The sequence below is a fragment of the Bacteroidota bacterium genome (genome assembly GCA_017303975.1).
GTDB lineage: Bacteria > Bacteroidota > Bacteroidia > JAFLBG01 > JAFLBG01 > JAFLBG01.
The window spans coordinates 43,414-67,344 of record JAFLBG010000008.1; the positions used below are offsets into that span (position 1 = coordinate 43,414).

Here is a 23,931-nt window from a genome sequence, read left to right on the forward strand (position 1 = left end):
ATAATGAAAAAAACACTTTATATCCTTTTTGCAATTGTCGGCATATTTGTAGTTGGCAACTCTTTTAGAATGCCCCCTATTATAGATACAGAAGAGGCATTAGGCAAGAAACTTTTTTTCGAAACAGCACTCTCCAAAGATAGCTCCATCAGCTGTGCATCGTGCCACATACCACAATTTGCTTTTGCAGATACGGTTGCATTTAGCAAAGGTGTAAATAATAAATTAGGATTGAGAAATACGCCCTCTGTAATGAATATGTCTGCCCGCAGTAGTTTTTTTTATGACGGCAGAGCCACAACATTAGAAGACCAAGTCCATTTTCCGATAGAAGACAAAAATGAAATGAATGTACTTTTAGAAGAGGTGGTAAAAAGGCTTAACAGCGATGCAACCTACAGAAAGTTATTTAAGAAAATATATAAATCATCGGCAACCAAAGCCACTGTAACGTCCGCAATTGCGGCTTACGAACGAACACTTGAAAGCCCCGGCACTTCGTTTGATAAATACCAGCGAGGAGACACCTCTGCGATTAGTGCATCGGCAAAAAGAGGGCACAAGCTATTTGTAAGCGACAGAGCGAAATGTTTTGAGTGTCATTTTAGCCCGGATTTTACAGCGGATGAATTTAAAAACATTGGCTTGTACGATGGCATAACCTATACGGATGTAGGAAGATTTTCTGTAACCAAAGACAGTAACGATATTGGCAAATTCAAAGTGCCTGGCTTGCGTAATGTAGCTGTAACAGCGCCATACATGCACAATGGTATGTTTAAAACATTGGCAGAGGTTATTGAGTATTATTCAAATCCTTATCAGTTTATTGCCAAGCCACTATTTGTAGATTCTTTGGTAAAACAACCCATTCATTTTACTGCACAAGAAAAACAAGATTTACTACACTTTTTAGAAAGCTTAACGGATGCTGAATTTAGACGAAAATAGTCTTTACGCGTTTTGTAAATTATTTTTTTTATGCACTTCAACTACTTGTAAATAGAGCGATTCGTAGATAGGCAATATTTTTTCTATGTCAAATTTTTGGGCTTGGGTAAATGCATTTTCCTTAAACTGCTCCAGTCGCTTTTCGTCCGATAAAATATAAATAGCATTCTTTGCCATATCATCCACATCGCCTACATTGCTGAGCGTTCCGGAATAGTTGTGAATATTAACTTCCGGAATTCCACCTGTGTTGGTAGATACAACAGGCACTTTACTAGCCATAGCTTCTAGTGCTGCCAACCCAAAACTTTCTGTTTCGGAAGTAAGTAAAAATAAATCGGCTATGCGCAATACTTGTTCGGTGTCACGCAGTTTTCCTAGCCATATAATATTGCCACATGTGTTTAATTCACGGCACAATTTTTCAATATTGGATCGTTCCGGTCCATCTCCTACCAACAAGAGTTTAGAAGGAATCTCGGCACTTACCTTTTGAAAAATACGTAACACATCTTCTACTCGTTTTACTTTCCTAAAATTTGAAACATGAATCAAAATTTTTTCGCCATAAGGAGCATACATTTTTTTGCTGCACTCATTTTTTTCGTTGGTATACTTTTCAAAGCTTATAAAATTGGGTATTACATGAATATCTTTTTTTATGCTAAAATATTTATACGTGTCTGCCTTCAAGTTTTCCGACACTGCTGTAATGGCATCGCTTTGATTCATTGCAAAAGTGATAGCAGGTTCGAAAGATGCGTCTTTACCCAACAACGTGATATCTGTACCATGTAATGTGGTAATAAATGGAATATGAATTCCTTGCGAAGCAAGAATTTGTTTTGCCATATATGCCGCAGATGCATGTGGTATGGCATAGTGTACGTGCAGCACATCTAGTTTTTCGTATTTTACAACATCTACCATTTTACTCGACAAAACAACTTCGTAAGGCGCATATTCAAACAATGGATAATCAGAAACAATTACCTCGTGATAAAATATATTTGGAGTAAACACATCTAATTTTACCGGCTGACTATAGGTAATAAAGTGAACCTGATGTCCTTTGGCAGCTAATGCTTTGCCTAATTCAGTGGCTACAACGCCACTTCCTCCGTATGTTGGATAACAAACAATTCCGATTTTCATAATTTTTTTCTTAGTATGACCTCGCAAAGGTAACTATTCTAGATTTATGCATAAAAATGGGGCGGGGCAAGTATATTATACTTGCCCCGCCCCATTTTTTATAAACTATGTAACTTGAAGTTATTCTTTAATCAATTTTTGAACTTCTTTTCCTTCATTAGAAACTAGTTCTACAAAATATATTCCTGAAACCAATTCAGAAATAGCCAATTTAGTTTCTGCAGAATTTAGTGTAACTGTTTTAACTACCACTCCACTGTAGTTGTAAATAGTAAGCACTGCAGTTTCTTCTTCACTTAGTGTAGTTTTTACAGTAAGTTCGTCTTTAGCTGGATTAGGATATACTGCCAGCGATAAAGAGTTTTCTTCCATTGAAGTTTTGAATGAATTATTGAAATTATTCTCTTCCGCTTGTTCTTCAGGTGCTAAAGCTACACCACTTAATTTATATTTAACAAAAAAGCTTACACCATAATCAAGTGTATTCACAACCATTTTGTTAGTTGGACTTGAAACTAACATTTTATAGGTTCCTTTAGTAGCTACCCCTGTAACTACAACCTCGTTGTTATACGCAGTAATGGCAGCAGCACTTGCATTTCCTGTTACTGCAGTAATTCTGTTTTTCCAAAGCAAAGAATAGTTTCCGGTAGTTTTAAGTTTAGCCATATAAATATCGGAAGTATAAATATTGCTATTGCTATTTGCCCCTGTAATTGTTGTTGCATAATAAATATTGGAATTCTTATCCATAAAAGTGCTTATTCCAAACTCATTATATCCAACCTTAACATCAGAAAAGGAAGCCAAGAAATTTCCGTTCTTATCAAACTTTCCAAACACAATGGTAGTTTTATTGTCTTGTCCGTTATAGGTATCACCACCACCAAATTGAATTGTCTCTAAATCTCCTAATAAAGTAGAAACGGTATGTATGTTACCCATTTTATCCGACATAATCGTAGCACGCCCGTTTACTTGGTTAATTTTTTTCATCCAAGAATATTGCATCAATGGATTGTATTTTACAATTACCAAATCAGCAGTCTCTGAACTTAATGTATTTTGACCAAACAATTTTTGTGTTGATGCCAAATCAAAATCAACTCCATTAGCACCTCCGGCTTCAGTTCCGTATACGTTTGCCGAAATAACTATGTTCTTAGAGGCATCAATAATCATGTTAGAAATGTAAACGTTGTTACCGTTCGCATCAATCTTACCATGATTTAAATATTTTAAATCAGAGTCCAATTTTATTATGGCAATGTCGCTTGTATTTAAAGCTACGTCTTTAATAGCGGTTGATGGATTTGCATCTATTTTCCCATTAACACCGTGATTTTCTACTGCTAGTAACAAAGAACCATTCATATCGGTGGTTGCATCTTGAATATTAAGGTATGGCTTGCTGTTTGCAGATGCTTTTATAATAGCCGATTTTAATGTTGTTCCGTTAGCACTTAAACGAAGAACAAGAATGTCTGCATATAAATTAGTGGATTGGGAAGACGTATAAACAACACTATTAAACTTCAACTTACCTGCAAAACGACAAACAACATATAAGCCACTCTTGTTATTAAGAGTTAAAATGTCGCTTACTGCTACATAGCTATCATTTGTAAGTAGCTCCATTTTTTTAGCCCACTTGTATGCACCTGTATTCAGGTCGTAAGCAGATAACGTAGGAATGCCTGTTAGATGGCCATAGGCAAAATCCTCTGCATCATCAAGTGTAGGGAATTTAATTGCATTAATTGCCCCCGTTAGATTAGCCTTCTTTGTTGAAGGATCAAAATCTGTAGTTTCTCCTTGGTACAGCTCAGATAGGTAATACATATTCTTGCCGGTTGTATCAAGAATTGTAGTTGTAAAAGCACCGGCCTCATCGAATGTACTAAGCGGTGAACCTGCAAATTGTTGTTTCCAAGAAATGGTGGCTTGTGAAAATGTTTGATTGGTAGTTAATACAATGCCTAGCAATGCACTAACTGACAGTAGTGATTTTTTCATTTGGGTTAAATTTGGTTAAGTTGGCGCAAAGGTAATGCAAAAACAGATGTACTCAAACTAATTTATAATAAAGTGTAACTCAAATTTAGGGCAATGTCTCTTGCAATAATTTCAAAATCAATGCTTTTAGACATGAAGTTGTGAATAGTCCTGATATGAAAAATTCTGTTTATTCGGATTATTAAGTTCGAAATAATAATTTATCGCCAATGATATATCAACATGCAATGTCAAATATTGTTAATATTGTTACAGCAATAAGGTTTTGATTGTCAATTAATTGTATAGATACAAACAATTCGATGTTAATAAACGCGCATAGATATTAACAAATCGGGCAGCTGCTTAAAGTAATTTTGTTTCTGATGCAAGCTAAACTAACAACATACCTATTTTATTTTTTAGTGAGTGTTTGCTTTGTAACAAAAGCTGAGAAATGCTATGTAGAAGCGAAGGATAGCGAAAATGCAAACCAAATTGTTGCCACCTTTAAAATAAAATCTATTCATCTTACAGCAGATGGAATGATAAACTGGACCACATTGAATGAAACAGGGTCATTACCATTTATTATAGAACAATATCAATTTGATAGATGGGTAAAAATTGGGCAAGTAATGGGAATGGGCACAGTTGAGGCCAACTCCTATTCCTATAATATAGTTTATCATGCTGGGATAAATAAATTTAGAGTCAAACAAAAAGGATACGATAGAATTGCACGTTACTCCGAAGCGGTTACGTTTGTGAGTGAAACGGAAGAAATAAATTACAAAATAGTGCAGTCGAACAGAGTTGTAGAATTTTCGAACAACACCTTCTTTGTTCTCTACAACATGTATGGCGATGTGCTTGCACAAGGCTTTGCCAACAGCCTTGATATTACATACCTTGATAGTGGAAATTACCTTTTAGTGTATGACAATAAGCTTGCTACTTTTAAAAAGAAAAAAGTTTTGTTTAAAGAGTCACCCTATTTTGCGATGGCATTTTAGCCGTTACTTTCTTTCCCCAATCTGTTGTCTCCACATTGCGTAGTACAAGCCTTTTTCTGCCAGTAAATCTTCGTGCTTACCAACTTCCACAATATTTCCTTTTTCTAATACAAATATTTTATCCGCATGCATGATTGTAGATAAGCGGTGTGCAACCATTATGGTTATATGATGTTTGTTTTGAGAAATGTCTCGTACCGTTTTGGTTATTTCTTCTTCTGTTATGGAATCTAATGCAGAGGTGGCCTCATCAAAAACCAAAATAGATGGCTTTCGTAATAATGCACGTGCAATAGACAAACGCTGCTTTTCTCCGCCTGATACTTTTACGCCACCTTCGCCAATTACGGTATCAATACCCTTGTCTGCACGCGCCAACAAATTAGCACAAGCCGCTTTTTGCAACACATCCATACATTCCGCATCAGTTGCATTTGGTGCTACAAACAGTAAATTCTCTTTTATAGTGCCCGAAAACAATTGTGTATCCTGAGTTACCAAACCAATTTGCTCTCTAAAATAATTTAAGTCAACCTCATTAATTGAATGATTGTTGTACGAAACCTCACCATTTAAAGGTCTGTACAATCCCACCAACAGCTTTATAAGCGTAGTTTTTCCCGAGCCGGATGGACCAACAAAAGCAATTGTTTCTCCTTTTTTAACTTGAAAACTGATATTCTCAAGAGCATTTGATACAGAAGATTGATGTTTAAAAACTACATTTTTAAACTCTACTCTCTCCAATTTGTCAAGTATAATAGGTTTTTGTGGTTGTGGTTCTTTAGGTGTATTTAATATGTCACTAAAATTGGTGAGTGATACTTCGGCTTCTCGGTATATATTAATGATATTGCCCAATTCTTGTAAAGGCCCAAAAATAAAGAAAGAATAAATTTGAAGAGAGAATAATTCTCCCAAGGTCATATTCTCGGCAAAAATTAAATACAACAACAAAAACAGAATACTGCTTCTCAACAAGTTTACAAACGTGCCTTGTATAAAGCTTATACTACGTATGTAGCGAACCTTTTTTAATTCTAATCCTAAAATTTTAATGGTTATTCCGTTCAATCTTCCAATCTCTTGTTGAGCAAGACCTAAACTTTTTACCAATTCAATATTGCGCAACGACTCTGTGGTAGAGCCCGCCAATGCAGTTGTTTCGACAACAATTTTTTTCTGAATAGTTTTTATTCGCTTACTTAATACAGATGTTATAAAGCCTAATATCGGCACAGAGCCAAAATAAACTACAGCAATAATCCAATCAATTTTTATAGCATAAATCATTACAAACACAACTCCTACCAACGATGTAAATAAAATATTTACAAAAGCAGAAATCAATTTCTCTACATCGGTCCGTACTTTTTGTAGTTTACCTAAGGTTTCTCCGCTGCGCTGATCCTCAAATACAGAGTAGGGAAGCTCTAAAGAATGCTTTAGTCCATCGGAATAAATTTGTGCGCCTAAGCGTTGCACAATCACATTTACATAATAGTCTTGAAAATTTTTTGCAATACGCGAAACCATTGCAACGCCCATAGATAGTAGAATCAATCCGCCTACACCTTTTATATATTCTGCTTTAGTATAATCATGCGCTCCAAAGGCATAATCATCCACAATATGTTTAAAAACCAATGGGTCGAGCAACGAAAATATTTGATTAATAGCAGCAAGAAGCAAGGCTAGAAGTACTAATTGCCAATAATTTTTTAAGTAGGAATATAACAGTTTCATCTGTAAATGTTTTTATTTTTTATTGTTGTATGGTATAGCCATTTTATTCATTAGTATTTGTGCGCTTTTGTAGATGGCTTTTTTTTGCTATCAAAGATATAGTTATTTCAATTACATACTCGTTTAAACAAGTGTTTAACGTAATAAATTAATTTTATAAAATCATCTATAGTTTTCGAATGACAATTTCTAATGTTAATTAATAATTCTATCTGCAATATATTTTTTAGATTTGGTACAAAATTAAAACAAACCATTCAGATGAAAATAGTTAAGCGAATTGGATTAATAGTTTTAGGACTTGTTCTTCTGGTAACAATCATTTCTTTGTTTTTGCCTAAAAATGCGCACGTTGAAAGGTCTATTATTATCAACACCAATAAAGAGACTCCATTTGAGTTAGTAAATAATTTAAAACAATGGGATTTATGGTCTCCATGGCATAAGATTGATACTGCAATGATTAAAACATATTCAGGTCCGGTTGCTGGAACTGGAGCTTCTTATTCATGGGATAGTAAAAACAGGAATGTTGGACAAGGTAAACTTACAATTATACACAGCATCCCATCCGACACTATAAATACAGAACTCATTTTTGCCGATCAAGGCACTGCGCTTGGTGGATACGCTTTTGCAAAAGAAGCCGAAGGTGTAAAAGTTACTTGGTGGATTGATTTTGAAATGGGAATGAATCCTGTTGCAAAAATAGTTGGTGTATTTATGGATAAGATGATTGGCTCAGATTTCGAGACCGGATTAAAATCATTAAAAAGCATTTCGGAAAGTATGCCAATGACGCCAAGTATAGAAATGACAGAAGAAAATATACCCGGCACCAAAGTAGTTAGTATTCGCGAAGAGGTAAAAGATGCCGAGATATCAAGTAAAATGGGCGAATTTTTCGGAGAACTAATGACATTTACTCAAACTAACAAGTTGCAGCTTGCAGGACCTGTATTTGCTTTGTATCATGGTCAATCCGAAAATGAAATTGATTTGGAAACATGTATTCCGGTTGCTGATTTTCCTGCAAAGGCAGAGGGTCGAATTAAAGCAACGCAATTGCAGCCTATAAAAGCTGTTATGTACGATTATTATGGACCATATTCGAAATTATCCGAAGCACACGCTAAAATAAACGATTGGATAAACCATAATTCCAAAAAAGTAAATGGATCGCCAAGAGAAGTTTACATTACAGATCCTGTAATGGAAAAGGATAGTACGAAGTGGCTTACAAAAATTTACTATCCGGTAGAATAATTTTTATCGATTTATCATTTTCACATGCGTTTGAATTGCTTACTTCTTACCTATTTTAACCTGTTGTAATTATGTTAATTTGGCGAGTAATTTTCGATTTCTTAAAGGATAAAGATTATAGAGAGCTACTAACTACTACAGTTCTTGTATTGGCAATAGGTGCAGGTACTTTTCACTATTTAGAAGGATGGTCTATTCTAGATTCAGTTTACTTCTGTGTAATTACCCTTACCACTATAGGATATGGAGATTTAACCCCCAAAACGGATATTGGGAAAATTTTTAATATGATCTATATTGTAATTGGACTAGGGTTGATTTTAACATTTATACGTACCGTTTACGACCATTACAGTATTACCAAAGCAAAACAGAAACGAAATGAGTAGCTATTTATAAGGCAATCTCATATCAAATAGAATGGGCACATGTAGTTTGCCAATACACTTATTGAAATTTAAAGAAGTAGCATTCCATTTATTCCTTTTTATAAGATATACGATTTAAAAATGGATTTCTTTCTAGATACGTAACGTCTATTGTATCTCCCTCAAAATAAATTTCATCATCAGTAATACCTGGCAACGAATAATAAATTTGGTTTCCAACATTAAATTTTACTAAGAATTCATAACGAATTTTAACTGATTTGGAACCCGACCTTGACGTATAAACGTAATCAACTACACCTTTTGTTTTTAATCCGTTTTTATCCAGCTCTCCGGAAGCCTTTGTTTTTACAATAAAAGTTGACCCTAAAAGCCCTAGAAATCCAGTTAATAAGAATAATGCACCAATCCCAATAGATTTATCTTTTTTTGAAGTTCGTAAAAAATAAATGAAGCCAATTAATGCAGGAAGCAAAACAATTGCAAGTAAGAATTCCCATATTTTGGTACTACTTGAATGTCCATAAAGGTATTTTTCTTGAACGAAAGCAATTCGAATTGTAATTACTACAGCAGAGTAAAACAGCGATCCAAGTAAAATTTTTTTTCATAATTGATTATTAGAAACTGTGTGTGGTTTTTATAAATGGATATTAATCAATAGTTATCGAACTGCGGAATTCGTTGCAAATAAAGACATTTTGAGTAATTACTGCGGATAGCTACAATTTTAAATTTGTCAGATTTTTTTATACAGTGTACACTCCGTTTAGGATTACTATGTAGCAGCAGAATTCCTTTTTTTTAAATGGAAGAGAACCAAACAGTTTTCTCTATTATCTTATTACTTGAATAAATCCTTTCAAGTTTTTGTCTGCCGCTTTTATGGTGTAATAGTATGTCCCATCTGGAACAGGCTCTCCTGCTGTAGTTCTGCCATCCCAGCCATTTTTACGTAAATTGGTCGAGAACATTTCTACACCCCATCTGTCGTATACCGTGAATAAATAGTCGTAACTCTTACAAATATTTGCAACGTTAAATATATCGTTCACGCCATCATAATTAGGAGAAAATACATTTGGAACTTCTACTTCTAACGATTCGCAAGGAACAAACACAACTGTTGCGGTGTCTGATGCATAGCATCCTCCCGAGCCTAAATCAGTAACAGTAACAATATACATAGCGCCTTGCCCATTAGATGTTATAATAGGGTCGGAGCAATTGGTGCAACTTATATTTCCTGTAGATGTCCATGCATAAGAAAGATTACCAACCACAGTACCTGTTATAACTGTATTTAATTGTACCATTTGATCTTCTGTAATACTTACCGGGCTCGGTGGCGTAACCTGCACATCAAATAATGTAGCAGCTATAACACTACCTGTTAAATTATTTGCAGGCAACTCACACGGATTGCCATTTGGAAGCGGATCTCCGATAAGTAAAATTGGTGTAACCGAAATATTATTTGAATACGTGTGTACTACCGTAGATTGATTTGTTTGAGATAATAAAGTTCCATCTCCAAAGTCCCATGTATAGTAGTCAGCATTATTACTAGTTGCATTAAATGTAACTGTAAATGGAACGCAACCTATAGATGGAGTAAACGAAAATGAACCAACTGGTCCAGGAACTACTATGTTGTTTTTTACAATGGTGTCGGTACATCCACCAACATTCGTTACTATAAGCGTTATACTATAAGAGCCTGGACTTGTATAAGTATAAGATGGATTTTTTAAAGTGGAGGTTGCGCCATTTCCAAAATTCCATTGCCATCCATTTACAAAACCTTTAGAGGTATCGGTAAATTGTACTTGCATGGTTCCGCAACCATAGGACAAGATAGAGTCTCTATATCCTGCTGTAGGCTTTAAAATTCGGATAGTGTGTGTGATGCTACTGTCACAACCATTTACATCAGTAATCGTTAATGTTGCTGTATATACATTGTCAACAGTATAGCTGTGTGTGGTAGTAGCTAGTGTACTAGAGAATACCGAGCCATCGCCAAAATTCCATGCATACGTTGCAGGTGTTGCTACAGAGCTAGTGCTCGCGTCAAAAGTAATTACATCGTTTTTGCAACGGAACGTATCTACAACTAAAGCGGGGTATGGTTTTGTCGCGTTTATGTAACTGAGTTTAATTTCCGGAAGAAAACATCCATTGGCATCTTGTACTGTTAATGTAACCGTGTATGCCCCACGTGTAGGATACACATGAAAAATACTATCGATAGAAGTAGTGTCAATATTTCCATCACCAAAATTCCAAATTCTATTGATGATTAATGAATCTGCAAGAGACAAATCTTTAAATGTAACTCCCAGTGGAGCGCATCCTGAAGTAGGAGATGCAACATAATTAGCTTGCGTAATTCCATATGCATTAATAATATTAGAAAGTGCTTTTACGCTTGTACATCCATTTACATCGGTAATTGTTAATGTAGGCGAGAACAATCCTTTTGCTGTATAGGATGCAGTAGGAGAAGCTTGGTTAGAAGATGCTACTGCTGTACTTCCAAAATCCCATAAATATGTACTTGCATCTTGAGATGCCGCAGAGTTAAACGTTACATTTAAAGGAACACAACCCTTTGCCGGGTTTGGTCCATACGTAAAATCGGCTATAGGCTCTGCAATGGTAAATGACTGTGTTCTAGAAAAAGTACAACCGGTTACGGTATTAGTAGCGGTAATGGAAACAGTATATAAACCGCGAGCAGCATACGTGTGTGTGGGAGTGTTGTTATTTGTTAAATCAAATGTTCCATCACCAAAATCCCATTGCACAGATGTTGCAGCAGCAGATGTGTTTGTGAAATTTACATTGTAGTAATTTGTACAACTCAATGTATAAGTAAAGTTAGGTTTAGGAGGATTAACGGTCATTAAATTCAAATAATCTATGGTGTCTGCACAACCATTATTTAACGCAACTAAGCGTACATCAAAGGTTCCGGTATCACCATATACGTATAAAGGATTTTTGATAGTAGAACTTCCTCCATCTCCAAAAGACCATTGCCATTCATCGGCAATATTAGTAAGGTCTGCAAACTGCACCGGAAAGCCAAAACATACAGTTGTAGGTGTAACAGAAAAATCTGCCACAGGCTTTGTCCCTGCTTTTACATAGGAATTTTGAACAAGACTGTCTTTACAGCCAGTAGCTGTAGTTACAACTAGCTTTACCGTAAAAAATCCTTGAGTATTATACGTATTAGTAGCTGTTGTAGCAGCAGTGGTTTGTGTATTCCCATCTCCAAATGTCCAAGCATACGATGTGATAGGCACAGCAGTGCTTGTACTAGAACTCGTAAAAGTTACAGGCAATGGAATACATCCTAATAGGGGTGTAGCTGAAAAATTAATTACAGGAACTGAAATGTTTACCAAACTACTAATTGAGGAACTTGCGGTACATCCATTTGCATTTGTAACAATTAATGAAACATTGAATGAGCCCTCTGCAGTATAGGAATAAACAGGGTTTTGTTGTGTTGATGTTCCTCCGCCATCACCAAAATCCCACTGCCAAGCTACTGCACCGGTAGATGCATCCGTAAAATTTACCGAATGTGGTTTAGAGCAGCCTTGTGTAGAGGTTGCCGTAAAAGAAGCTACAGGGTTTGCATTTACGGTAATGAAGTTTGGTTTAACAATGGTGTCGGAGCAACCGCTTGCATCTGTAGCTACAAAAGTTACAGAATAAACTCCCGCTGCATTGTATGCATATGAAGGGTTTAAAGATGTAGATGTGCTGCCATCGCCAAACTGCCACCCTGCGGTAGAAGCAAGTGGAAGTGACGCATCTGTAAAGTTTACGCTTTGACCAACACAAACAGTTTGAGAAGGGACAGAAAAATTAGCAGCAATTTTATTTACAACTACAAAATTAGTTTTGACTACAGAATCTATACAGCCACCTTGATTCACGACTAGTTTAACGGTGTAGCTCCCGTTTGCAACATAGGTATGTGCAGGATTTTGAGCAGTAGATGTGCCTCCGTCTCCAAACGTCCATGCGTAGGTTGCGGTTCCATTTATTGTTGATGTGCTGCTGAAATTTGTGGTTAAAGGTGCGGTACAGCTTGATGCAGGACTGCCTGTGAAATTAGCTGTTGGCGCAGGTACCACGGTTGTGGTTTTAATAACTGAGCCAGTGCATCCATTTGCATCCGTAACAATAAGGGTTACAGGATAAGTTCCGGATGTGTAGGTATGTGTTGAGGTATTTGTTGCTATTGTTTGACTATTGCCATCACCGTAATCCCACAACCATGTTGTAATTGCGGCACTTCCTAAAGTAGAATTATCTGTAAATAAAACAGATTTACCAGAGCACGGTACTTGTGGTACTGTTGAAAAATTAGCAACCGGGTTGCTATGCACTGTTATTGTTTTTATCTCAGTATCTGTAGTAGTTCCGTCAGACACAGTAAGTGTTACAGAATAAACTCCTGGAGTATTGTAAATTGCACTGGCATTTTGCAAAGTCGATGTGTTTCCATTTCCAAAGCTCCATGTCCATGAAGTTGGGTTTCCGGTTGATAAATCTTGGAAATTAACAGTAAGAGAGGCGCACCCAGAAGAAACATTAGAAGTAAAAGTTGCAACTACAGCCGAATGCCCAATAACTACTATAAAAAAATTTAATAAAATATTAAGTATATATTTTCTCATGCCTGTATAAAAATTAAAAGGATAAACTTCCTTGAAAATACTAATTATCGGTCAATTTAGCTATAAGTGGGTTGTAGTTTATAAACATTAGATTTTTAATAATTTTAAAAGCCATAATTTTTTTATTCTATTTTTATTGCAGACTTAATTCTTAATTTCGGTTTTTGTTGAATGAATACTCTGTACAACATAGCACTAACACTAATTCCCAAGATTGGCGATGTATTGGCTAAGAATTTAGTAGCCTATTGTGGTAGTAGTGAAGCTGTATTTAAAGAGAAAAAGGATGCGCTTTTAAAAATACCTGGGATTGGACAATCTGCTGCAAAATCCATTGTAGAGAACGATGTGTTAATAAGAGCGGAGCAAGAGTTGGAGTTCATTATGAAATACGGAATCACACCTCTGTTTTACCTAGATAAGGATTATCCAAATCGATTAAAGCAATGTAACGATGGTCCTGTAATGTTATATTATAAGGGCGAAAATGTGCTAAATAGTGATAAAATAATAAGTATAATTGGTACTCGGAATGCTACCAATTACGGTAAACAACAATGCGAAAAATTAGTTGCTGATTTAAAAGAATTGAATCCTGTAATTATAAGTGGATTGGCCTACGGAATTGATGTTCATGCTCATCAGGCTGCATTGGATAATGAGTTGCCTACAATAGCCGTTTTAGCACATGGTTTGGATAAAATGTATCCTGCTGTTCATAAATCCGTTGCAAAAAAAATGATTGAAAATGGAGGTGGTTTGCTAACAGATTTTAAAAGTGAGACGATTGCCAACAAAGAGAATTTTCCGAAACGAAATAGAATAGTTGCCGGAATTTGCGATGCGGTAGTTGTGGTAGAATCTAAAAAGGAGGGAGGGTCGCTTATTACAGCGAATATTGCAGTATCCTATAGCCGAGATGTGTTTGCGTTTCCCGGAAAAGCTACCGATGTATATTCGCAAGGATGTAACCATTTGATAAAAACCAATAGAGCAGGATTAATAGAAAGTGCAGAAGATTTAATTTACCAATTAGGTTGGCAAAAAAAAGAAAAAAAACCACCCACAAAACAAATACCTCTATTTGCTAATTTATCTCCTGAAGAAGAGGTGCTTGTAAAAATATTACAAGAAAAAGGCAACACCGGAATAGACGACTTAGCCTACTATTCAAGTATACCTGTATATAAACTTTCTACACTACTTTTAAATTTAGAGTTTGCGGGAGTAGTAAGATCATTGCCCGGAAAAATGTATTCGATATAAAAACAAGAATGACTCTTGAAATCAATTTTCAAGAGTCATTCTTGTTTTAGTTTTCTATGTTTTCTTATCTCAACAACGTAATGTGTGTAGTTACTTCATGAGGTTTCCCAAACGCGTCTGTGTAATTTATTCTGCAAATATAAACTCCAATTTTCGCTTCTTTTCCGGCAGTAGTTCCATCCCAAGTTGCGGTTATGTTTTGTCCTTCAAAAATAATTTCGCCCCACCTATTGTAAATCTTATAGCTAAGGTCTTTTAAGCCATACGATTCAATTTCAAATTTATCATTCTTAGTATCGTTATTAGGAGTAAATGTATTAGGAACATAAAACGACCAATCGCCTTCTATATAAACTCTTTGCGATAAAGAGTCCATACAGCCATATTGGTTTGTTACCACCAATTTGGTGTCGTAGGTTCCAATATTTTGGTACTCGTGTCTTGGCTCTAAAATAGAGGTGCTTTCCGTACCATCTCCAAAATACCAGTGGTAGGCAGTTGTATCAAGTGTATAGTTATAGAATGTAATTAACGGACTTAATATTGTAGCAGTTTGTGGAGCAAGCACGTAATCGGCAATAATACCGGGATACGCAAAAATCATGTTCGGTATAAAACTGCTATCTCTACAACCATACGCAGATACTGCGGTTAACGAAACTGTATAAAAACCACTTTGGGTATAACAGAAATTAGGATTTGCTTGTGTTGATGTTGATTTTAATGAATCTCCAAATTGCCAATAATAACTAGCAATTGTTTCGTTTAAAGCAATAGACGATTGATTGATAAAATTAACACACAAATCCGTACACCCCGAATCTATATCGGATGTATAAAGAATTGTAGGTAAAGGGTGAACAAATGTATTTTGTATTGCAGTGTCTTTACATCCAAAAATATTGGTGGCAATTAGTGTTGTAGAAACAGCTCCAGGTGTAGTATAGTTGTGTAATGGGCTAACTTGTGTTGAGGAGGCGCCATCACTAAATCTCCATTGGTAGGTATTTCCTTGACCAGTGGATAAATTAGTATGAGGCATTGGGTCTCCGGAGCACGTTATGCCTGGGGTAAACGAAGCAACTGGCACAGGATTAATTTGAGCATACGTAGATGCCTTACTTATACAACCATTAGCATCTGTAGCTACTACAGTATATGTACCAGAATTAGAAAAGGCTGCGTTAACAAATATTGGATTTTGTTGCGTACTTGTATAGCCTCCAGGGCCTGTCCAGCTATAAGTAACGCCTCCTGATGAAGATAAGCTAATTGTTGCCCCAGCACACAAAACTGCAGGGCTGCTTGATGCTGTAGCAAAGTTATTTACGTTAAATTGAAGTGTTTGGCTCGCAATTGCTTTACAGCCGGTAGGGTCGGTAACAGTAAGGCTATATACTCCCGAATTAGCTGCCATTCCAGGCGAAAAAATTAATACGGAATCGGAGGAGGTAAATGTGCCAGGACCTTTCCAGCTATAAACTGGCGAACCACTAGTACTTAGTGCAACTGTTTTTCCCTCACAATAGGTACCACCATTGCTTATGACGGGCTTGGGTATGGTATCGACCAGAACGTCAATTGTAGTGTCAATTACACACGGTCCGGCTGTAATTGTAAGTTTAACGGGCTGCACTCCGGTAACGCTGTATTGATAAGTTGGATTTTGAATAGAGGCATCGTTTGTTCCATTGTTGTCAAAATCCCATAGCCATGCGGTAACACTTGCTGTTGGTAACGATAAATCAGTAAAAGAAGTGGTTTTCCCAAAGCATACTGTATCTGTAACAAATTGTGCCGTTGGGCTTATTGGTATTCCCGGTATAATGCTATCTATTGTATATGCACAGCCAGATCCGGTTACAGGAGTAACTGTAACTTGATAGTGCCCACCTTGGTTGATTAATAAGGTTTGGTTAGTCGTAGAGCCTATTATGTTTCCTTGTCCATTAAGTACAGCCCATTGATACGACTGCATTCCAGCTGGACCTGTAATTGTAACTGTTTTGTTCCCGCATACTGCGGGGGAAGATGTCAAAAGACTCATTGGACCGCATCTAGCATCTACATAAGCATATCCATAATGTCCGCTAAATGCGCAGTCAGCCACCGTAAATCGAACGGTCACATTTTGTCCTATGTAAGCAGAAAGGTTAAAAGCGCTAACTGTCCAAGGTTTGTAATATGTATCACACCATGTTCCACAGGTAGCACTTGTGCTTTTAATGAAGCCAGTATTCCCGCCCCCACTATTTATAACTACATCGTATGCTAAACATTGGATAGGATTGCCATTTTGGTCTAATACCTCTGCTCTGAAATAAGGTTGAGATGTTGAATCATGACCTCCATCTTCCAATACAATTGCATACGCAATTGTAAGCATGGAGTTTGTTGTAGAAACAGAAAATTGCTGTTCTATAAATGAGCCATACCCACCTGTGCAATCATTGTTAAGAAGTACTGAATGATTTCCTGCTAATGGAGATGTAACGGGAAATCCACCATAAGCATCATTTCCCAATGCAGAGGTAACTATGGTATGTCTATTCCCACTATTACCCCAACCAGAACAGCCGGTACTGGGTGGCTGATTAAATGCTCCATTGGGAGCTGGTTTAAGGCCAGTTACTACCGATGTCAATGGGCTAAGTGAATTACTATTGTATCCCTCATAAGCAGTCCAACCGGTAAAATTACCTGTTTCAAAGTCAATGTTTGTACATGGTGGCATTGCTTGTGGAAGCAGATGCGAATTAGAGTTATTTGTTTTAAAGTACGGGGAGGCATTTTTTGTCAAAAAAAGTGCTTTTTGTCTATTTATGTAGCCATTATAGTCAACAGCAGAAATGTTTTGCGCTTTCATTTCTGCTATGCAGGAATCTAAGTTAAAACCAGGTACACTATCTATATTGGCTATGTTAAATAGGTTTGCACTAAGTGTTAATGAAACACAAAGGAAAAAAGCGATAGATTTAAGTTTTACATACATGAAGCCAATAAGATTAACGTCCAAATTTATTATAAATTAGCATACCAATCAAGTTAAATTAAGGTTGTTTTAACCTCTACTACACCTGAAATTTAGTAAAGTAACCCCTGTTAATGTGTTTTTTTGCAAATGTATTATTACAACAGATTGCTGTCAATCACAAAATGGGTGTTTTGTTTCAAATAAAAGGGGAGTTTTATATCACAATAGGCTGTTTGCCAGTATTTTGTAAAAACATCTATTTCGGATATTGCGTGTTTAGGATAAAAAATATTACCGAATAAGATTTATATCCAGCACCTGAGAGTGTGCACGGCCAAAAACATCGGTAAATCGTAGTTTGCAAATATATACATCAACTTGCGCTAAGTCTGACTTGCCTTGTACTTTCCCATTCCAAGCGGTATTGATATCATTGCTCTTAAAAATCAAAATTCCCCATCGGTCGTAAATAAAATACTCAGCCTCCTTAACGCCATAATTAGAAAATCTAAATTCGTCATTTATACCATCTCCGTTAGGGGTAAATGTATTGGGAGCATATAGAATCCAATCGGGGTTTATTTGAATTCGTCTGCTGGTGGAGTCTTTGCAGCCGTTTTCATTTATTACAACCAACGATGCATAATAGGTGCCGGTTTCTGAATATTCATGTGTTGGATTTTCTTCCGTATTTTCAGTTTTGCCATCTCCAAAATACCAGGTAAATCCGGAAATATTATCAGATTTATTAATAAATGTAATAAGAGGTGTTAAAATAGATGTGTTGTTTGGATTTGCATTAAAATCGGCTACCGGAACGGGATATACTTGAATGTAGTTGTTGATTGTTGAAGAGGAGGAGCAGCCTGCGTCCGACACAACAGACAAAGATACATTATAAAAACCTGTACTGTCAAAGCAAATAGCAGGATTAGGAAGTGTACTTGTTTCTCCATTTTCAAACAACCAAGTTTGAGATGCCACTTGGTCGCCATAATTAACGCTAGATGTATTTAAAAAATTAACACACAGTTCGGGGCATCCTGAAATTTTGTCGGAAGTAAAAGTTACTGTGGGGTTGTCGTGAACCAATACTTGCTGTGTTGCCGTATTGCTACATCCTGCAGGATCTGTAACAGTTAGTGAAACTGTTTGATTTCCGGCACTATTGTAATTGTGTGATGGATTGTTTTGTATAGATGCATTGCCATCTCCAAAAGTCCATGCGCTGGAAGTTCCAGTGGTGCTGGTATTTGTAAATTGAACTGGAGTGCCAATACATACATCAGAAGCGGTAAACTGGGCAGTAGGGGCCGGCATTACACTAATATTTGTTGTTGCCACACCTTGACATCCATTTGCATCGGTAACGACTACAGAAAAGGTACCGGCTTGTGTTTGAAGCACACCCGTTATAGTTGCATTTTGTTGAGCAGAGGTATATCCGGATGGGCCTGTCCATGAATAACTCACGCCTCCGGAAGAATTTAGTGTAACTGTTTCTCCTTCACAATACGTGCCCGGATCGTTAGAGGCGGTAGCAAAATTGCTAGAGGAAATTGAAACACTAGTTACATCGCTAGTGCTGCAACCGCTTGCATTTGTACCTACAACCGTGTAGTTGCCGGAACTAGCAAGCGTTGGGTTTACTATAGAATCATTTTGATTAGTTGATGTAAATCCATTGGGCCCAGTCCATTGGTAAGAAACACCGCCATTTGCAGTTAACTGCACAGTTGTTCCTGCGCAGAATGGACCATTGTTGTTTGCTTGAATATTTGGACCGGAATTAACTGTAACACTAATAACCGTGTCTTTTACGCACAATCCTCCTGAAGCCGAAACAGTGAGCTTTACAGGAATAGTGCCTGAATTTGGAAATGTATGCGAAGGGTTTTGAGTGTTATCGTCAGAACTACCATTGTTATTAAAATCCCAATCCCATGAAGTTAAGAGACCAAGTGGTGTTGAATTGTCTGTAAATAGGGTAGGTTGCCCTTGGCAAACGGTAGTTGCTTGAAAGTTAGCTACCGGTGCAGTAGGAATTCCTGGAATAATAGAATCTAATGTATAAGCGCATGCTGCGCCTGTTGTTGGTGTTACTGTAACTTGATAGTGTCCCCCTTGGTTAATTATTACTGTTTGATTCGTTGTAGTCCCAACAATATTTCCAAGACCATTTACGGTGCTCCATTGGTACGATTGAGCGCCCGGAGGGGCTGTTAGTGTTACTTGATTGGTGCCACATACAGCAGGCGAGGAAGATAACATCGCCATTGGCCCACACATTGCATCTACATAGGCGTAGCCATAATGCCCCATTTGTGAACAATTAGAGACTGTGAAGCGCACTGTAATATTCTGACCAACATATCCAGCAACATTAAAAGAAGATGTTGTCCATGGTTTATAGTAATAATCAATCCCACAAGTTGTACTTTGAAAGAATCCTGGTGTAGATCCATTTTGGGCAATTATGGTATAAACCAAACAATTAATTGGATTTCCGTTTTGGTCGAGCACTTCTGCTCTAAAGTAGGGCTGCTCGTTTTGTGTATGACCACCGTCCTCTAACACAACAGCATAAGCAATGGTAAGCATGGTGTTTAGATTGCTTACGGTAAATGTTTGTTCTAATACAGATCCTTGATCTCCACTACAATTGTCATTTAACATAGCGGAATAACTCCCTGTTAATGGTGAAACTACTGAAAATCCTCCACACCCATCTGTTCCAAGTGAAGCATCAACTAGTGTATGTCTATTGCCGCATGTGCCGGCAGGTTGATTAACAGCTCCTCCGGGACTGGGAACCAAGCCTGGTGTTAGATTTGATAATGGGAGTTGTGAGTCGTTGTTGTTACCTGAGTAGCCTGTCCAGCCACTGAATGAGCCCGACTCAAATCCCATATTGGTGCAGGACGCCTGTGGGGTAGGAAGTGTGTGTTTTTTAGTAGTGTTAGAGTTAGAAGGGTATTGGTATGGGTATTTTTGTTGAAGAAATTTTTTTTGTTCTTTTTTAAAGTATCCGGGAATATCTTTTGTTAAAATATTTTTTTCAACTGCATTGCTCCAACATTGCTGAAAATCAAATCCTGCAAGGGAATCAAGCGGGTAAAAGGTATATTGTTGAAATGGATTTTGAGCAAAGAGGAAACAGCCTGCTGCGCAAAAATTAAAAATAATAATTGGTAAAATACGTTTCATGGGGGATTACTTTACTTTAAACGGAAGCTAGAGTAGTTAATGATTCCACTGATTTTATTTCGGGTATAGATTTTTTAATAGCATCTTCAATTCCGGCTTTCATGGTCATGTGACTCATGTTGCACGTTTGGCAAGCACCTAGCAGTTTTAAAATAACTCGTTTGTCGTTTGTTATTTCCACAAAAGACACATCGCCTCCATCGGCTTGTAAATAGGGTCTTATCTGAGTTAATACCTCTTCAATTTTTTCGACAAGATGAGCGTTGGTTTGCATATAGATTAACTTATAATTGCTTCTTTTTTACCAGATTTATTAGCGTTGGAAATTGCTACTTGTTGTGCCACCAGCTGTGCAATGTTTTCAAAGGCTTTTGCTTGAGGGGTATTGTTCTGCAGCACAACAGGCCGACCTGCGTCTCCTGCTTCGCAAATGCTTTGTACAATAGGGATTTCGCCTAAAAAGGGTACCTCTAGTTTTTCTGCAAGTTGTTTCCCTCCATCACGACCAAAAATGTAATATTTGTTGGATGGTAATTCTGCAGGCGTAAAATAGGCCATATTTTCTACCACGCCAAGCACCGGTACTTTTATCATGGGCATATCAAACATGGCAATTCCTTTTTTTGCATCCGCTAATGCCACTTGTTGTGGGGTGGTTACGATTATAGCACCCGTAAGCGGTACCGATTGAACCAGAGACAAATGAATATCACCTGTGCCAGGAGGCAAATCAATTATCATATAATCTAAATCGCCCCAATTGGCATCAAAAAATAATTGTGTCAGCGCCTTGGAGGCCATCGGTCCTCGCCATACCACAGCTTGAGAAGGGTCAGCAAAAAAACCAATAGACAAAAGTTTAACCCCGTAATTTTCTACCGGAACAATATAGTTTTTGCCGTCAATAGTGGTAATATTAGGTTTCACATTTTCAACATCAAACATGATAGGTTGAGATGGACCATAGATGTCTGCATCTACTAACCCAACGCTAGCACCTTGTTTTACCAACGCTACTGCTAAATTAGAGGCTACGGTAGATTTTCCTACACCTCCTTTTCCGGAGGCGACAGCAATAATATTTTTTATGTTCGGAAGTTTTGAACCTGCTCTGGTACTGGTAACACGAGCCGTCATAGTTATGTTTACAGTGGCATTTTTGTCAACGTAGTATAAAATTGCATTTTCGCAAGCCCTCTGAATTACATCTTTCATGGGGCATGCAGGAGTTGTAAGTTCTACTGTGAAAGAAATTGATAAGCCGTCAATAGCAACATCCTTAACCATTCCAAGTGTAACAATATCCTTTTTTAAATCAGGATCATCTACATTTTTTAGCGCTTGTAGTACGGTGTCTTTTGTAATTAAAGTCATAACTTTCTAAGTTACGGAACTTGGTATATTGCCTCCTAATTATTTTATATATTTTTTCTGAGCAGATTTCAACAGTTGTATTTCGATAACTTTTGTAATTTATTTTCAATTGAAAAGAAGCCTCAAATCAAGCCTCAGTAGAAGGAAACGACCGGTTGTGCTAACAGAAAATTTAAAAAGAATGAAAATAATTTTTTTAAAAATAAAAAGTATATATATTTGCAACCCGTTCTAGTAAAATATTGGGAGCTTAGCTCAGCTGGTTCAGAGCACCTGCCTTACAAGCAGGGGGTCACAGGTTCGAACCCTGTAGCTCCCACACTACAGGGCGACAATTGATAAAAAGATTGTCGCCCTTTTTTATTGCCTTTGGATTTGTTAATTTTGTTGGCAATTTGGTTAATTATCTCATTAAATTTTGAGGTTCGAATTTGATTATTCTAAAAAAACGAACATTTTAGGGAATATTAAGCAAAATCAAGGTTTTTGTAAGTATTAATTAGTTTGTCGTGTGACGTAGATATTTCTGAACTATTCTCGTACAACTCTACAAAAGATAGGTAAATGCTTTGTGTTAAATATTAGATTGAAGTATATAAGTCAGTGCTCCAACTATATATCCAAGCAAAGCAAGCCATGATATTTTTTTGAGATACCCAAAAAACTCAATTTTTTCAATCCCCATAGCAGCAACTCCAGCAGCAGAACCAATGATTAAAGCACTTCCACCAGTACCGGCACAATAAGCAAGAAATTCCCAAAAATAATGGTTAGTAGGATATACTGATAGATCATACATTCCCATTGATGCGGCAACAAGTGGTACATTGTCAATTATAGCAGAAAGCAATCCAATACTCAACACAATAATATTCATATTGCCAATTTTTTCAGACATCAATGAAGCTAAGTCTGTTAATTGTCCAGTTGATTGCAATGCCCCAACTGAAACTAAAATTCCCAGAAAAAACAATATACTCGGAACATCAATTTTTCGCAATGCATATACTACTGAGTATACATTTTTGTCCGCTTCATCCTTATCCTTATGAAGAAGTTCTGAGATAATCCACAATAATCCTAATCCAAATAACATTCCCATAAAGGGAGGCAAGTGTGTTGCTGATTTGAATATTGGAACAAACAATAAGACTCCAACGCCTGAAAAAAATATTACGTTCCTATCAAATTTACTCGCCAGCTTAAGGTCTTCTTTAGCTAAGTCTGGTTTAATAAAATTCCCTTTGATTTTAAATGAGATGATGGTTAACGGAACAAGTAAGCAGACAATACTTGGCAAAATTAATTTCGCAATAATGTTAGCGCTTGTAACTTGCCCTCCGATCCATAGCATGGTTGTTGTTACATCACCTATTGGAGACCACGCTCCTCCTGCATTTGCAGCAATAACAACAATACCAACAAAAAACAACCTTCTTTGAGTATTGGAAATAAGTTTTTTTAATAGTGAAACTACAACAATAGTTGCAGTTAGATTGTCAAGAACTGCTGAAAGAAAAAATGCAATAAAAGAAATTATCCAAAGTAATTTTCTTGTTTTATTTGTTTTAATTAAATCTGTAATTATTTGGAATCCATCGTGTGCATCTATTAGTTCAACTATTGCCATAGCCCCCATCAGAAAAAACAATATTCCTGAAATTTCGGATAAGTGCTCCATTAAATTTTCCGAAACAAGGTGAATGTCGTTTTCGCTAAGAATATAAATTGTCCAACACAGAACACCCGTTAATAAGGCTGGAGCGGCCTTGTTAATCTTTGTAAAGTGTTCTGCCACAATTAGTAAGTATCCTAAAATAAAAACTATAATTATAGCTGTGTGCATAGTATTAAGACATAAAAGGTAAAAATATACTAAAATAAACGTT

The 23,931-nt window shown here is 36.7% G+C and carries 15 protein-coding genes and 1 tRNA gene; 6 read left to right on the forward strand and 10 right to left on the reverse strand.

What is annotated here, in order from left to right:
- The first annotated feature begins 3 nt into the window (after window positions 1-3).
- Window positions 4-951 (forward strand): cytochrome-c peroxidase, encoded by a 948-nt coding sequence (locus J0M08_04670; protein MBN8702334.1) that lies wholly within the window; start codon window positions 4-6, stop codon window positions 949-951.
- Window positions 952-954: 3 nt separating this feature from the next.
- Here the strand turns inward: J0M08_04670 and bshA are convergent, their stop codons facing one another.
- The gene (bshA, locus tag J0M08_04675) at window positions 955-2,106 is read right to left on the reverse strand and encodes an N-acetyl-alpha-D-glucosaminyl L-malate synthase BshA (GenBank protein ID MBN8702335.1); all 1,152 of its coding nucleotides are present in this window, start codon (window positions 2,104-2,106) and stop codon (window positions 955-957) included.
- Window positions 2,107-2,226: 120 nt separating this feature from the next.
- Complete coding sequence (locus J0M08_04680; protein MBN8702336.1) at window positions 2,227-4,122, reverse strand: T9SS type A sorting domain-containing protein; 1,896 nt, start codon at window positions 4,120-4,122, stop codon at window positions 2,227-2,229.
- Window positions 4,123-4,487: 365 nt separating this feature from the next.
- Between J0M08_04680 and J0M08_04685 the strand changes: the two genes are divergently transcribed.
- Window positions 4,488-5,117 (forward strand): hypothetical protein, encoded by a 630-nt coding sequence (locus tag J0M08_04685; protein ID MBN8702337.1) that lies wholly within the window; start codon window positions 4,488-4,490, stop codon window positions 5,115-5,117.
- A gap of 3 nt (window positions 5,118-5,120) precedes the next feature.
- Here the strand turns inward: J0M08_04685 and J0M08_04690 are convergent, their stop codons facing one another.
- A complete protein-coding gene (locus J0M08_04690) occupies window positions 5,121-6,863 on the reverse strand; it encodes an ABC transporter ATP-binding protein (GenBank protein MBN8702338.1) in 1,743 nt (580 codons plus the stop codon).
- A 261-nt stretch (window positions 6,864-7,124) separates the two neighbouring features.
- Here J0M08_04690 and J0M08_04695 point away from each other — a divergent pair, with 261 nt between their 5' ends.
- On the forward strand, window positions 7,125-8,129 hold the full coding sequence (locus tag J0M08_04695; protein MBN8702339.1) for an SRPBCC family protein: 1,005 nt from the start codon (window positions 7,125-7,127) through the stop codon (window positions 8,127-8,129).
- A 71-nt stretch (window positions 8,130-8,200) separates the two neighbouring features.
- Window positions 8,201-8,518 (forward strand): two pore domain potassium channel family protein, encoded by a 318-nt coding sequence (locus tag J0M08_04700; protein MBN8702340.1) that lies wholly within the window; start codon window positions 8,201-8,203, stop codon window positions 8,516-8,518.
- An 88-nt stretch (window positions 8,519-8,606) separates the two neighbouring features.
- Here the strand turns inward: J0M08_04700 and J0M08_04705 are convergent, their stop codons facing one another.
- Window positions 8,607-8,993 (reverse strand): hypothetical protein, encoded by a 387-nt coding sequence (locus tag J0M08_04705; protein ID MBN8702341.1) that lies wholly within the window; start codon window positions 8,991-8,993, stop codon window positions 8,607-8,609.
- A 361-nt stretch (window positions 8,994-9,354) separates the two neighbouring features.
- Entirely contained in the window at window positions 9,355-13,221 is a 3,867-nt protein-coding gene (locus J0M08_04710) for a PKD domain-containing protein (GenBank protein ID MBN8702342.1), read from the reverse strand.
- 171 nt (window positions 13,222-13,392) lie between these two features.
- Between J0M08_04710 and dprA the strand changes: the two genes are divergently transcribed.
- On the forward strand, window positions 13,393-14,487 hold the full coding sequence (gene dprA, locus J0M08_04715; GenBank protein ID MBN8702343.1) for a DNA-processing protein DprA: 1,095 nt from the start codon (window positions 13,393-13,395) through the stop codon (window positions 14,485-14,487).
- Between the two features lie 64 nt (window positions 14,488-14,551).
- Here dprA and J0M08_04720 read toward each other — a convergent pair whose 3' ends face one another.
- The 4 genes from J0M08_04720 to J0M08_04735 all read right to left on the reverse strand — a co-directional run bounded on the left by J0M08_04720 (window position 14,552) and on the right by J0M08_04735 (window position 22,042).
- Entirely contained in the window at window positions 14,552-17,503 is a 2,952-nt protein-coding gene (locus J0M08_04720) for a PKD domain-containing protein (GenBank protein MBN8702344.1), read from the reverse strand.
- Window positions 17,504-17,752: 249 nt separating this feature from the next.
- Window positions 17,753-20,668, reverse strand: a complete 2,916-nt coding sequence (locus J0M08_04725) for a PKD domain-containing protein (protein MBN8702345.1) — start codon at window positions 20,666-20,668, stop codon at window positions 17,753-17,755.
- Window positions 20,669-20,684: 16 nt separating this feature from the next.
- A complete protein-coding gene (locus J0M08_04730; protein MBN8702346.1) occupies window positions 20,685-20,942 on the reverse strand; it encodes a NifU family protein in 258 nt (85 codons plus the stop codon).
- A gap of 5 nt (window positions 20,943-20,947) precedes the next feature.
- Entirely contained in the window at window positions 20,948-22,042 is a 1,095-nt protein-coding gene (locus J0M08_04735; GenBank protein MBN8702347.1) for an Mrp/NBP35 family ATP-binding protein, read from the reverse strand.
- A 244-nt stretch (window positions 22,043-22,286) separates the two neighbouring features.
- Here J0M08_04735 and J0M08_04740 point away from each other — a divergent pair.
- A tRNA-Val gene (locus J0M08_04740) sits at window positions 22,287-22,361 on the forward strand.
- Between the two features lie 255 nt (window positions 22,362-22,616).
- On the opposite strand, the gene nhaD is transcribed toward J0M08_04740, so the two are convergent.
- A complete protein-coding gene (nhaD, locus tag J0M08_04745) occupies window positions 22,617-23,888 on the reverse strand; it encodes a sodium:proton antiporter NhaD (GenBank protein ID MBN8702348.1) in 1,272 nt (423 codons plus the stop codon).
- Window positions 23,889-23,931 lie beyond the last annotated feature (43 nt).